The organism is Streptomyces sp. NPDC048623 (assembly GCF_040650755.1).
In the GTDB taxonomy this organism is placed as follows: Bacteria; Actinomycetota; Actinomycetes; order Streptomycetales; family Streptomycetaceae; genus Streptomyces.
In genome coordinates this window covers 91,012-104,247 of the sequence record NZ_JBEZHV010000015.1, presented here as the reverse complement: position 1 = coordinate 104,247, position 13,236 = coordinate 91,012, and the positions used below count along the sequence as shown (strand labels likewise).

7 protein-coding genes and 3 pseudogenes are annotated in these 13,236 nt (G+C 71.3%); 7 read left to right on the top strand and 3 right to left on the bottom strand.

Annotated elements, in window-relative coordinates; genetic code table 11:
- Positions 1–219: 219 nt before the first annotated feature.
- Positions 220–312, top strand: a pseudogene (locus AB0C73_RS22190) (IS5/IS1182 family transposase); the annotation flags it as partial.
- An 87-nt stretch (positions 313–399) separates the two neighbouring features.
- Here the strand turns inward: AB0C73_RS22190 and AB0C73_RS22185 are convergent.
- Positions 400–2,043, bottom strand: coding sequence for a lamin tail domain-containing protein (locus tag AB0C73_RS22185; RefSeq protein ID WP_362532716.1), 1,644 nt, complete (start codon positions 2,041–2,043; stop codon positions 400–402).
- 250 nt (positions 2,044–2,293) lie between these two features.
- Positions 2,294–2,880, bottom strand: a pseudogene (locus AB0C73_RS22180) (hypothetical protein); the annotation flags it as partial.
- A gap of 104 nt (positions 2,881–2,984) precedes the next feature.
- Here AB0C73_RS22180 and AB0C73_RS22175 point away from each other — a divergent pair.
- Positions 2,985–3,161: pseudogene (locus AB0C73_RS22175) on the top strand (DNA-binding protein); the annotation flags it as partial.
- Between the two features lie 240 nt (positions 3,162–3,401).
- On the top strand, positions 3,402–4,397 hold the full coding sequence (locus AB0C73_RS22170) for a helix-turn-helix domain-containing protein (RefSeq protein WP_362532713.1): 996 nt from the start codon (positions 3,402–3,404) through the stop codon (positions 4,395–4,397).
- A 44-nt stretch (positions 4,398–4,441) separates the two neighbouring features.
- On the opposite strand, the gene AB0C73_RS22165 is transcribed toward AB0C73_RS22170, so the two are convergent.
- Positions 4,442–8,188, bottom strand: coding sequence for a S8 family serine peptidase (locus tag AB0C73_RS22165; RefSeq protein ID WP_362532710.1), 3,747 nt, complete (start codon positions 8,186–8,188; stop codon positions 4,442–4,444).
- Between the two features lie 213 nt (positions 8,189–8,401).
- Between AB0C73_RS22165 and AB0C73_RS22160 the strand changes: the two genes are divergently transcribed.
- The 4 genes from AB0C73_RS22160 to AB0C73_RS22145 all read left to right on the top strand — a co-directional run bounded on the left by AB0C73_RS22160 (position 8,402) and on the right by AB0C73_RS22145 (position 13,234).
- Positions 8,402–9,004, top strand: a complete 603-nt coding sequence (locus AB0C73_RS22160) for a TetR/AcrR family transcriptional regulator (RefSeq protein WP_362532707.1) — start codon at positions 8,402–8,404, stop codon at positions 9,002–9,004.
- A gap of 118 nt (positions 9,005–9,122) precedes the next feature.
- Positions 9,123–10,046: a TauD/TfdA family dioxygenase gene (locus AB0C73_RS22155; protein ID WP_362532704.1), complete on the top strand. Its 924-nt coding sequence runs from the start codon at positions 9,123–9,125 to the stop codon at positions 10,044–10,046.
- Between the two features lie 89 nt (positions 10,047–10,135).
- On the top strand, positions 10,136–11,452 hold the full coding sequence (locus AB0C73_RS22150) for an MFS transporter (RefSeq protein WP_362532701.1): 1,317 nt from the start codon (positions 10,136–10,138) through the stop codon (positions 11,450–11,452).
- 63 nt (positions 11,453–11,515) lie between these two features.
- A complete protein-coding gene (locus AB0C73_RS22145; RefSeq protein ID WP_362532699.1) occupies positions 11,516–13,234 on the top strand; it encodes an aldehyde dehydrogenase family protein in 1,719 nt (572 codons plus the stop codon).
- Positions 13,235–13,236 lie beyond the last annotated feature (2 nt).

Sequence of the window (13,236 nt, the reverse complement as noted above, 5' to 3'; positions counted from 1 at the left end):
GCAGCGCGGCACACACCGCAGAGAGGGGTGCCTCGACGCCGTGACGGGCGGGGGGATGTTGGCACGTAGGTGATGCCCCTATAGGGAGTGAGTGAGCTCTTTCAAAGTGGCCACTGATCGAGTGCCCCAGGCCGAGTCAGGATGAGGACCGCAACGCGCAGGCTCCCGCGCCGTTGAGGGAGGTGTTCGAAGTCTCAACCCATTGACACAGGAGCCCTGTTGGTTCCCCATCCTGCCGCACTCGACCTGCCTCATGCTCTGGTCGAGTGGGTATCCATACTCATCGTCGCCCGTGAGGGTGGCCGCCGCTGCAACAACGGCCACCACCCGCCGTCCACCAGTCGGCCAGCTCGAACCCTGCTGAGCGATCACTTCGCAGTCGAGCCGGTGGACCGGGGCTCAGTACAACGTTCCGTCGGCGTGCCGGCCGGGCGAGCTGGTCAGCGAGCTGATGGTGTTGTGCTTGGCCCAGCCGCCGGTCGCCGAGCCGTCGGGGCTTCGGTTGATGGAAACGCCGTCGGAGTTCGCCTGGCTTGAGGTGTAGGTCATCGACTGGACCGTCGTTCCGGTCGAATCCCGCAGGATGACCTGGTCACCGCTGTTGGACAGGTTGAGGCCGCCGGTGCTGGCAGCCACCGCCACGATGCCACCGGGGATCGCCGAGCCCGCGCCGAACACGGTGATCGCCTTGCCGGGCTGCAGCGTCGTACCGGCCGCGAACGTGTGCCGCACCGCCGTCCCGTCCCGGACGGTCCAGCCGGCGATGCTGATTTCCGTGCCACCGGTGTTCACGATCTCGATGGCCTCGCCGGCGGTGCTGCTGCCCGGTTCGTTGGCCAGTACCTCGTTGATGATGACGTTGGCGGGTCCGCCGCCGGCGGTGACGGTGACGTTCTGGGTCGTGGTGTGGGCGGCTCCGCCGTTGTCCGTCACGGTCAGCGAGACCGCGTAGGTTCCGGCCGATGCGTAGGTCACGGTCGGGTTCGTCGCCGTCGAGGTCTGGCCGTCGCCGAAGTCCCAGCTGCGGCTCACGACGGTGCCGTCGGAGTCGGTGCTGCCGTCGGTGAAGGTGCAGGTGAGAGCGGTGCAGGAGTGCGTGTACGAGGCCGTGGGCTGCTGGTTCGCGCCGCCGCCACCGCCGATGGCGAAGTCGTAGCGAGCCAGCACCGGGTAGTGGTCGCTCGTCGTCGTCGCGTAGTTCGGGACATAAGCCTGGGGCTGGAAGGCGGTCGCCGAGCCTGCGACATACTTGGCCTGCACCTCATTGGTGGTGAGCTGATGGTCGATGAAGTCCGGGTAGCCCGTCGTCGACGCCACGCCCGCCAGCGAGAGGGCCCGCGTCGGGAACGTGTAGCGGGCCGCGTCGTTCACGAAGTTGGCGTAGGGCGAAGCCTGCCCGGACGTGATGGAGGTGTCGACGTCGTCGTTCCAGTCACCGATGACGAAGACGTTCTGTGTGGGGTAGGTCGTGTCGAGGTAGGACTTGAGGGCCTGCGACGCGGGGTTGCGCAGGTTCCACGCGTCCTGGGTGGACCCGGACTTCGCGTGCAGGACGATGAAGACGAGGTCACGGGTGACACCGTCGAACGTGCCACGCAACGTGAACTCCACCGGCGGGCGGCCGGCGAAGTTGCCGTTCTGGTCGGTCAGGATGACCTTCGCGCTCACCAGGGTGGCCATGCTGGAGCGCCAGACGAGGGCGACCTTCTGCTCGGTGTCGCCGAAGTCCGAGTAGTACTGCGCACCGTTCGTCACGACCGGGTCGTTGGCCACGACCCCGGTGTACCCGGGCATGCCGGCCACGAGCGTGTCGAACGCCGAGGTGCTGACGACCTCGGAGAGGCCCCACACGTCCATGTCCGCGCCCGCCATGACATCGCGGACATTCTGCTGCTGAAGCGCCTCGTCGGTCGGCCCGAAGTCCGGCGCACCGAACCACTCGACGTTCCAGTTGCCGACGTCGAGCTGTGTCGGCGATCCCTGCGACGGAACCGAGGCGGCGGCGTTCGCCGCGGGGGCGGTGGTGAGCGTTGCCAGCGTCACGGCGGCGGCCAGGCAGGCGGCGCCAAGCGCGGCGGTGCGGCGGGGGCATCTGACAGGTATGTGACGAGGTGACATGAGGGTGCCTTTCGCGAGCGGTTGCGGACGGTTCGCGGAGCACCGCACCGGGGGTGTGTGGGGGACACGCCGTGGCGGCAGGGCAGTTGTAGGCGGGCCGGGTTGCACGCGGGGGACCGGAAGGTTTCCTCCGCATGTCACTTCTACGCGCGTTGCGCAGTGTGCACCGGGCACCGGCGACCTGTCGGCCGTCGAGCATCCGTTGCCCGATGCCATTGTGCCGCTCGATGTGGGCCAGGGCTTCGTCCCAGTGGCCGGTGGTGGTGAGGGTACGTGTGCCGTCGGCCAGGACCACCCGCCACAGCCAGGCGCGTACCTCATTGCGGTCGGCATCGCTGCTGGTCAGGTTCGCTGGTACGGAGACGCCCTCGAACCGGGCGCTGGTGGCGTTGGTGACGGCGTCGAAGAGGGCGAGGAGGCGGCGGCGGCCGTCGTCGGTGGCGGCGGCGCGGATCTGGAGGCGGGCGAGGTTGACGACGGGTTCGAGGGCCCGGATGGCGGTCATGCCGGGGAGGGGGTGGCGTGGGGGTAGGCAGCGGCGTGCTGGTGGCACCACTCCCGTGCGAGGTCGGGAAGGCCGAGGTCGGAGGCGATGAGGGCCGCCTGGTTGTAGACCGCGGACGCCAGACCCTGATCCGCTTTGTCCTCCGCTGTACCGGCGAGTTCGACCAGGGCGCGGATGCGCTGTGGGAGTGGCAGGCATGCGGGGCGGAAGCGGGAGATGAGGGGGAAGCGCCAGGTTATGGGGGCGTGCGGGTCCATGAGTGCTCCGCGGGGAGGAACGGCAAGGGGGCATGGCGGGGCAGCCGTCGGGCGGCTGCCCCGCATGGCGAGCTACTGCCAGGTGACGAGGACGCGGTTCAGCGGCCTCCGCCGCCCTTCTGCGCGCAGCCGGGTTGCACGGCCACAAGTACGCCGTCGACGCCATGCTCTGTGCCACCGCCCTCGCCCAGCCGGGCCGAGTCACCATCCTGACGTCCGGCATCGAAGACATCACCCTGCTCACCAGCGACCACCCACGAGCGACCGCCGAGAAGATCTGATTCGCGCCGGCACCCGGCACCGATGCCCGGCCTGCCCCAAGCACCCGGCCGCGTACTGGATGACGGGGCGTAGCGTCTCCGGGCCTCGCACATTTGACCGGAGCGCTGCCCTCCGTATCCTGTCGGCACCCCTCGTGGCCGTGCTGAGCACTGCTCGGCGGACAGCTGTCCGCCCCGCCCTCGGTGGGCATACGGCTTTGGAATCGAGGCGGCCGAGCGCGGGAACGGGAGTGGGAGAAGATGCTCAGCTTCGTCGGACTTGACCGCCATCAGGAGTCCGCGTACCGGATGCTCATGCAGGTCGGTTCGGTCACCCCGGACGAGGCCGCGCGGCGGCTCGGGCTGTCCGTGACGGAGGCCGCCGGGCTGCTGCGCGGCCTGGAGCAGCGCGGTCTGGTCGCGTCCTCCGGCGGCAGGGCGGGGCGTTACGCTGCCGCACCGCCAGGGATGGCGCTGGGCGGGCTCCTTGCGCAGCGTCGGCACGAACTGGCCCTGGCGGAGTCGGCGTTCTCAGAGCTCGTGGAGGAGTACCGGGCCGGTCCGGGCCGGGTCTCCACCGCCGATGTGATGGAGGTGGTGACGGGCGGCGCGGCCATCCGGCACCGCTTCGAGCAGCTCCAGAGCAATGCGACCGACGAGTTGCTCGCGCTGGTGAGCGCGGCGCCGGTGGTCGTGCACGGCGACGAGCAGGAAGTCGAGGACCATGCCATCGCCCGGGGCGTGAACTACCGGGTGGTGATCGAGCGCGCCGAGCTGGAGAGCGAGAGCGGGACGGGCCGGATCGCCGCCGCCCTCGGCCAGGAGGAGCAGATCAGGGTCGTGGAGCGCGTACCGACGAAGCTGCTCGTCGCCGACCGGTCGGTGGCCCTGATGTCCCTCGGCCCGATGGCCGCCATGGCCGAGTCCGCCGAACCCTCCGCGCTGGTGGTGCACGCCCCGGGGGTCCTTGAGGCACTGACCGGGCTCTTCGAGCTGGTGTGGCGGGAGGCCCGTCCGGTGCTGCTCACCGCGGCCGGGGCGGTGGCGGAACCACAGGCCGAGGGGCCGGACGAGACGGATCTGCTGATCCTCTCGCTGATGCTGACCGGTGTCACCGACCGCAGCGTGGCCAAGCAGGCCGAGCTGGGACTGCGTACGGTGCAGCGCCGGATCCAGCGCCTGATGGAACTGGCCGGCGTCACCACCCGGATGCAGCTCGGGTGGTACGCGCACGAGCAGGGCTGGGTACGGCGGTAGGCGACCCGGGCGGGGTCCCGGATCGCCTACCGCCGGTCATGGGGTTACTTCAGACCGAAGGCGCGGATGATCTCCTGGTTCACCGTCAGCCCGTCGGCGCCCTTGGCAGTGGCCTTCAGCGAGACGAAGGCACCGGGCGTGGCGGGCAGGTCGAGCGTGGCGGTCCACGCTCCGGCGGCGTTCTTGTCGAGCTGGACCGGGGTCCAGCTCTTGCCGTCGTCGTACGAGACGGAGAGGGTGGCCTCGTCCGCCTTCACCTGGCCGTCGAGCCACTCCTGCGTGGCCGAGGAGAGCCGGAGCACGGTCTTGCGGCCCGCCGTGACGTCACCGGCGAGGTCGGTGTCGACGCCGTAGTCGAGCTGGAGCAGCCTGATCTGCTCGTCCATCACCTCGGCGGAGACCGCACCGGAGCGGAAGCCCCACTCGGTGTGGGTGCGCACCGAGGTCTTCCAGACCGCACCGTCCCGCTTCGCGTCCAGGACCAGCCGGTACGGGAGGGTCTCGGCGGGCACGGGGGTGCGGAGGTACAGCGCCTGGCCGATGCCCCCCTGAACGAGGGTGTCGCCCTGGTAGAGGGCGCTGCTGCTGACGCCGGGGTTGTACGCGTCGGCCGGCATCGAACCGGAGTGGCCCGGGGCGTCGTCGGTCCACGGGGTCATGTTGAACTGCATGTAGCCGTACATGGTGCGGTGCGGACCCCAGAAAGCGGTGCCCAGCCGCGGGCGCTGGACCGGAGCGAACCAGTCGGTCCGGTAGACGCGGCCTGCCGTGAGCTGGTCGTTGCCGCCGCGCTCCTGCTGGTCGACGGTGGTGCTGCCCGGCTTGAAGATCGAGTGGTCCTCGTACCAGAACGCGCCGTTCGACTGCTGGCTCACCCACTCGGTGCGCGTGCCGGGGTAGGACTCCCACTCCTGGAAGCCGACGCCCGGTCCGTACTCGGGGATGTCGTAGCGGAATCCGCCGCCCACCACGTTGCGGTGGCCGTAGAAGGTGTTCTCCACCCGGGCGAGTTCGTCGTCGTCCGGGGTGTAGGCCAGTGAACGGTCCGGAATGGCACCGTCGTGCCGGGAGACCAGGTCGTACATGTACTCGGCGTACCGGTGCTGGTCGATGACGAGTTCGACCCGGTCCTCGCCGATCCGCTCGATGAGCCGGTTGCCCGCGTCACGCTGGACCGAGGCGACCGGGATCGACGCGGTGCCGTAGCCCTCGCTGAGCCTGCCGCGGCCGTCGTGGACGACGAACACCGCCTTGGCGCCGGCCGCGACGGCGTTGGCCAGCCGGTCGGCGGGCTTCACGGAGTCGCTGCGCCGGATGACGACGGCCTTCCCGCGGACGTCCAGACCGTTGTAGTCGGCGGTCGCGCCGTCACCGGCGTACACCGCCTCGTACTTCAGCCGACCGGTACCGACCGAGCTGCCGACCTGCACGACCACCGGCAGGTCGCTGCCACCGGCCTCGACGTCCCACGCCTCCTGACCGAGCCGCCAGCGGGTGCGGAAGCTGAACTTCCCCTGGGTGACCTGCTCGGTGGGGGTGGCCCACAGCTGGTCGTACTTGACCGGGAGCATGTACACGTCGCGCAGTAGCGTGCCGTCGGAGGCGGTCCGGGCCATGTCCCAGCGCCACTGCCGGGTCTCGGTCTCGCGCGGCGTACGGGCGCTGACCTTGCGGGCCTTGCGGGCGTCCAGGACGACCGTGGCGTTCTTGTCCAGGACCGTCTCGGGGTCGATCAGGAAGGCCGTGGCCTGCGAGTCCGGCGTGTCGCCGGGGACATCGAGAATGCACCAGGCCGCGTAGGTGCCCGGAGCCAGGCGCAGCGTGGTCTCGCCGTCCACGTTGATCGGGGACATGCCGCCGAGCCTGCCGAGCTGACCGAGCACGACGCGGGCCGAGGCGGGCTTGCCGTCGCGGTCGAGGACCTTGACGTTCAGGTCGTAGCGCTCGCTCTCCTTCTGCAGGGCGAACCCGGTGTGCGCGACGACCGTGCCCGTGGCGGCGTCCTTGGCGACGACCTGGCCGGAGAAGACGGTGCCGGCCGGGACCTTGGCCGGGTCGAGGGAGAGCACGGCCGTGGCGGCGCCGCCGGCCGGGACGGTGATCCGGTTCGCCGAGAGGGTGTAGGCGGCGGAGTCGGTGTTCGTGGCCAGGTCGAGGGTGACGTCCTGGGTGCCGCTGTTGCGGTAGGTGATCGTCCGCTCGGCGACGGCGTCCGTGGCGGCGTGCGGCCAGTCGTACGAGGCGACGGGGACCGAGCCGGTGGCCTGCACGGTGCTGTCGATGACGGCCTTGACGTCGACGCGGCCGGTGCCCTGCTGGTACGGGGTGTACGCGAGCTGCTTGGACGTGCTCATCAGCGCGTCCTTGAGCTGCTGGCCGGACCAGTCGGGGTGACGCTGCTTCAGGATCGCGGCGGCACCGGCCACGTGCGGGGTGGCCATCGAGGTGCCCGACATGGTGCGGTACATCGAGGTGGTGTTCGGCACCGCCTGCGAGGCGGCCGCGGTGATGTCGACTCCGGGCGCGGAGACGTCCGGCTTGAGGTCGTTCGAGCGGTACAGCGGGCCCTGGCTGGAGAATCCGGCGCGCCAGTCGGACTTGTCGACGGCGGCGACGGTGAGCGCCTTCTCGGCCGAGCCGGGCGAGCCGATGGTGCCCTGGCGGCCCGAGTTGCCTGCGGCGATGACGTAGAGCGGGCCGCCGTCGGCGGAGAGGGCGTCGACGGCCTGCGCCATCGGGTCGCTGCCGTCGTCGGGGACCGACGAGCCCAGGCTCATGCTGACGACGTCGGCACCCGCGGCCTTGGCCCACTCCATGCCGCCGATGATCTCGGAGTCGGTGCCGTAGCCCTCGTTGGAGAGCACCTTGCCGACCAGCAGCTGGGCGCCGGGCGCGACACCCCTGTTGAGGCCGTTCGAGGCGGCGCCGGTGCCGGCGACGGTGGAGGCGACGTGGGTGCCGTGGCCGTGCTTGTCCAGCACCTCCTGGCCGGGGACGAAGCTCTTGGACTCGACGATGCGGTCCTTGACGTCCGGGTGGTTCGGGTCGATGCCGGTGTCGAGCACCGCGACCTTGACGCCCTTGCCGTCGTACCCCGCGGCCCAGGCCTGCGGGGCACCGATCTGCGGCACCGAGTCCTTCAGGGCGGCCTCGACCCGGGCGTCCAGCCACAGCTTCTGGATCCCGTTGTCGAGCGTCCTGGCCTTGGGGGCGGAGGCGACGTCGGTCCAGAAGGCGCGCAGCGTGTCCTTGTCGGCCTGGAGCGCGGTGCCGCCGATGCTGGTCAGACGGCGGGTGACGGTGGCTCCGGCCGGGGCGGCGGGCAGTGCGCGGGCCGCCTGGGCGCCGTAGGTGGCGATCAGCGGCAGGCCGCCGGTGCGGGCGTCGTCGTAACCCATCCCCACGAGGGCGGTGACGTCGAAGAGACGGCGGTCGAGCCGGCCCGCGTCGATCAGCGGCGCCGCCTCGTCCGGCACCACGTACAGGTCGCCGTCGGACTGCTGCACCCGGACGCCGCCGGTGGCGCCGTCGGCCCGGTCCACGGTGACGGTGTCCTGGCTGCCCGGGCCGTCCGCGTAGTGCACGACGTCGCCGGTGACCAGCGTGATCTCGTGGTTCTCGGTCCGGGGTGACGGAATGGCCGGCTGCGTGGTCTCCGGCGCGGCGGTGGCCGTACCGAGCGGCAGCAGCAGTCCGCCCGCCAGCGCGACGGTGGTCGCTATGACCAGGGCGCGGCGCCGACCGCGACCGGTCGGGGCGGGGCGGCCCTGGGAGGAGTTCTGAGGGATCATGCGGGTGATCCTGGAGGCCGTGGCGCCGGGAGATCCACAGAATGAGGCTGGCGGAAAGTCGCCAGTGCACGGCCCGCCAGGGAGACGACCCGTTCAAGGCGATGCGTGGGTACGCCGCTCCGCGGTCCGGGTTCCGGACCGTCAGGTCGCGGGGAGACCCCTCCTCGGCCACCCTGCCGATCAGGACGGACAACGAGCCCGTACGCTCGGGGAATGGGTGTGAAGCGGGTTCGGAACGAGGGGCGGGGGCCCGGGCGGCCCCGGGAGGAGCGGGTCGACCGCGCGGTGCTCGACGCGGTGGTCGCCCTGGTGGCGGAGGGCGGTCTCGCCGCCGTCACCATGGACGCGGTGGCCCTGCGGGCGGAGGTCGGCAAGGCGACCATCTACCGCCGCTGGCCCACCAAGCAGGACCTGCTGATCGCCGCCACCGAGTCCCGGGTGGGCCCGCTGACCGTCCCGGACCTGGGGGACTTCCGCGCCGAGCTCAGAGTCGTACTCGAGACGCGTCTGAAGGAGTACCGGAAGCCGGGGATCGACCGGCTGCTCGCCGCCGTCATCAGCGCCGGAGCCGAGGCGGGCGCCGCACGCGGCACTTACGGCGCCTACACCGCGCGTGGCATGAGCGAGACCCGGCACATCCTGGAGCGCGGGATCGCCCGCGGCGACGTGCGCCCGGACACCGATGTCCGGTCGGTGACCACGATGGTGGCGGCGCCGCTGGTGTTCCGGCTGGTCGGCGAGATGGAGCTGCCGGACGCCGCGCTCGTGGACACGGTGGTGGAACTCGTCGCGCGGGCCGTGTCCCCGCGCGACTGACCGCCGGACGCCTTCCTTCCGTACGCGGAAATCCGCAGAGGCAGACCCCTTGCCCTCCCCTGGCCGAATATCAATACTGCCGGTATCGAATTCCTGGTCGCCCCAGCGGAGGAACTCCATGGCCACGCCTGCCACCACTCCCCAGCCGGTCCTCGACAAGCCCCTGCTGCACTACGGCCGCCGGGTCCTGGACCGCACGGCCCCCGGCACGCCCGGGAACGAGTACCGGATCCTGGACGTCTCGCCGCTCACCCCGCACATCGGTGCCGAGATCGGCGGCGTGGACCTCACCCGCCCGATCAGCGCGGAGCTCGTCACCGAGCTGCGTCTGGCGCTGCTCGAATGGAAGGTGCTCTTCTTCCGCGACCAGCACGGCTTCACCCCCGAGCACCATGTCGCCCTCGCCGCTGTCTGGGGCGAGCCCGAGGTCAATCCCTTCTTCCCGCAGAGCGGGACGGCCGGCGTCTCACGGCTCGCCAAGGACGCGATGGCCGTCGGCCAGGAGAACATCTGGCACAGCGACCACTCCTTCATGGCCGCCCCCGCCCAGGGCTCGGTGCTGCGTGCGGTCGAGATCCCGCCGACCGGCGGCGACACCCAGTGGGCGGACATGCACGCCGCCTACGACAACCTCCCCACGGACCTGAAGGCCCGCGTCGAAGGGCTCACCGCGGTGCACGACTGGGTGCCCAGCTGGGGCGCGACGATGACCGAGGATCAGATCGCGCACTTCCGGAAGTCCCTGCCACCGGTGGAGCACCCGGTCGTCGTCCGGCACCCGCGGACGGGCCGTAAGCTCCTCTACGTCAACGAGCCCTTCACCACGCGCATCGTCGGCCTGTCGGAGGAGGAGAACCGCGAGCTGCTCGACCTGCTCGTGCTCCAGGCCCGCATCCCCGAGTACCAGGTGCGCTTCCGCTGGCAGCCGGGCTCGATCGCGATCTGGGACAACATCGCGGTCCAGCACTACGCGGTCAGCGACTACTACCCGCAGCGCCGGGTCATGGAGCGCATCGCCGTCGCGGGCGTGCCGCTGTCCTGACGGCCGGACCGGGCCGACCGGTCCCGCTTCCCGCAGTGCCTTCCCCCGCAGCACCTCTCCCCCGCCGTCCCGCACCCCCGGAGGTTCCCGTGACCGCTGCCGAGACCTCGGCCGGACCGCCGCGCGCCGCCCTCGCACAGGCAGTCGAGACGACCGGCACCCGCGCCTGGATCGTCACCGGCCTGCTCGTGGTCTTCATGATGGTCAACTTCGCCGACAAGTCGGTGTTCGGTCTCGCGGCCGACGAGATCCGGGCCGATCTGGGTCTGTCCGCGACCGACTTCGGTCTGGCGAACAGCGCGTTCTTCCTGCTGTTCTCCGTGGCCGCCGCCGCCGTGGGACTCCTTGCCGACCGGGTGTCCCCCAAGTGGCTCCTCCTCACTATGGCGCTGCTCTGGTCGGTGGCCCAGGTGCCCGCCGCCCTGGGCGGCGGTCTCGCCGTGCTCGTCGGCACCCGGATCGTGCTCGGCGCCGCCGAGGGCCCCGCGTTCCCGGTCGCCCAGCAGACCGCGTTGTCCTGGTTCCCCGACCACCGGCGCAATCTGCCGGGGGCGCTTGTCACCCTGGGCGTCACCCTGGGCGTGATCACCGCGGCGCCGGGGCTGACCTGGGTCATCACCCGGCACGGCTGGCGGGCCGCCCTGTGGGTGGTCGCCGCGGCCGGTGTGCTGTGGGCGGCCGCGTGGCTCGTCTGCGGTGCCGACGGCGATCACCGCGCTGCCGCCGACGACCGGGCCGGCGCCGGCAGCGGCCCCTCGGGCAGATCCGCGGTGTGGGCCGCGTACCGGCGCATCTTCGGCAGCCGTACCTGGATCGGCACCACCGTCGCGTACTTCACCAGCTACTGGGTCGTCGCCCTGATGCTCGTGTGGATGCCGTCCTACCTGAGGAACGGGCTCGGCCACTCGCCAGAGACGGCCGGCAGGCTGGTGGCCGTCCCCTGGGCGATCGGCGCCGTGGCGCTCCTCGGCCAGGCCGCGCTCACCGGGTGGCTCATGCGGCGAGGGGTGAGCAGCCGCTGGGCACGCGGCCGGGTCGGCGCCGGGCTGCTCCTCCTCGGCGCCCTGTGCTTCCTCGCCGTCCCCCTCGTCACCGGCACTGGGGCGAAGACGGCACTGCTCGTGGCCGGCTTCGGCATCGGCGGGGCCTTCGCGACCGTCGCGATCACCACGGTCGCCGAACTCGCCCCGGCCGAGCGGCGCGGTGGCGCGCTCGGCACGATGAACGCCGTGGTGACCACCGCGGGCCTGATCGCCCCGACCGTGGTCGGCCGCATGATCGACAGCCAGGGCGGCGCCGGCTACCAGAACGCCGTCGTGCTCTCGGCCGTCCTGCTCTTGCTGGGCGCGCTCGCGGCCTTCACCCTCATCGACCCGGCGCGCGACGCGACGCCCGCGGACGCCTGAACCTCTCCGGCCGAAAACACGACCCCGCCCCTCACGTCGTCGCAGTAACCAAGGAGTCCGAGCATGACCGAACTCGCCCCTGACACCGAGGTATTGGACCACGCCGTCGCCGCATTGCGGGAGGGTGCCGAAACCTGGGCCGGCACCCCGCTCGCGGAGCGCATCGCGCTCCTCGAACGGCTCCTGCCACGCATCGCCGAGGGCTCCGAGGCCATGGTCGCGGCCTGTGCCCGGGCCAAGGGCTACGACGCCGGCTCGCCCTGGGCGGCGGAGGACTGGGCGGGTGCCCCATGGGCCCTGACGCAGACCGTGAGCGCCTATCTGCGCGTACTTCGCCGGATCGCGTCCGGCGAGGAGCCGATCCACGCCCGTGCCGTGCACGAGCGGGACGGGCGGACCGTCGTCGACGTCTTCCCGGCCGCAGGTTGGGACAGGCTGCTCCTCAACGGTTTCACCGCGCAGGTGTGGACCCGGCCCGGCACGACCGCGGACGGGGTACGAAGCCGGGCGGCCAGCCCGTACCGCGGCCTGCCCGCCGCCCCCGGCGTCGCCCTCGTCCTGGGCGCGGGCAACGTCGCGGCGATCACCGCCCTCGACATCCTGCACAAGCTGTACGTCGACGGCCAGGTCGTCATCGCGAAGATGAACCCGGTCAACTCCTACCTCCGCCCCCACTTCGAGCAGGTCTTCCGCGAGTTCACCGAGCGCGACTGGGTGCGATTCGTGGACGGCGGCGCGGCGGAGGGCGCTCGGCTCGCCACCCACGAGGACGTCGACAGCATCCATGTCACCGGCAGCGAGCGGACCCACGACGCCATCGTGTGGGGTGCGGACGACGAGGCCGAGGCGCGCCGCCGCACCGACACGCCGTTGAACGCCAAGCCGTTCAGCAGCGAACTGGGCGGCGTCAGCCCCTGCGTCGTCGTGCCCGGCCCGTGGAGCGCGGCGGACTTCCGCTTCCAGGCCGAGCACATCGTCACCAGCAAAATGAACAACTCCGGCCACAACTGCGTCGCCAGCCAGATCCTCGTCGTGCCCCGGGACTGGGACGGCACCGAGCGGCTGCTCAACGAGATCCGCCGCGTACTGCGGGAACTGCCCGCCCGCACCGACTACTACCCGGGCGCCGGTCAACGTCTGGGCGCCGTGCGGACGGCACACCCGGAGGCCGAGACGTACGGGGAGGGCAACTGCCGGATCCTGGTCCCCGACATCGCGACCACCGACGACGACATGATGCTGAGCAACGAGGTCTTCGGCAGCGCACTGGGGGTCGTACGACTGCCCGGCGCCACACCGGACGCCTTCCTGCGCGAGGCCGTCGCCTTCGCCAACGACCGCCTCCCGGGAACCCTCGGTGCGACCCTCATCGTGCACCCGAGGACCGAGAAGACCCACCGATCAGCCGTCGAAGCGGCGGTCGACGGTCTGCGCTACGGCACGGTCGGCGTGAACTGCTGGTCCGCGATCGGCTTCCTGCTCGGCTACACCCCCTGGGGTGCCTTCCCCGGCCACACCCGCCAGGACATCGGCAGCGGCGTCGGCTTCGTCCACAACGCGTTCATGCTCGCCGAGGACGACATCGAGAAGACCGTCCTGCGGGCGCCCTTCGCACCCGCGCCCCGTGGCCTGTTCACCGGCTCCCCCTCCCTGTCCCCGCGTCCGCCCTACTTCGCCACCAACCGCACCGGCGCCCTCACCCTGGCACGGGTCACCCGCTTCACAGCGGCCCCGGGCGTCGCCGCACTCCCTGCCATCTTCGCCTCCGCACTCCGCGGCTGAAC

Bases quoted from the DNA above. Each gene is read 5' to 3' on its own strand.
- AB0C73_RS22170 (WP_362532713.1), top strand. From the start codon at position 3,402: ATGCTCAGCTTCGTCGGACTTGACCGCCATCAGGAGTCCGCGTACCGG.
- AB0C73_RS22165 (WP_362532710.1), bottom strand. From the start codon at position 8,188: ATGATCCCTCAGAACTCCTCCCAGGGCCGCCCCGCCCCGACCGGTCGC.
- AB0C73_RS22160 (WP_362532707.1), top strand. From the start codon at position 8,402: ATGGGTGTGAAGCGGGTTCGGAACGAGGGGCGGGGGCCCGGGCGGCCC.
- AB0C73_RS22155 (WP_362532704.1), top strand. From the start codon at position 9,123: ATGGCCACGCCTGCCACCACTCCCCAGCCGGTCCTCGACAAGCCCCTG.
- AB0C73_RS22145 (WP_362532699.1), top strand. From the start codon at position 11,516: ATGACCGAACTCGCCCCTGACACCGAGGTATTGGACCACGCCGTCGCC.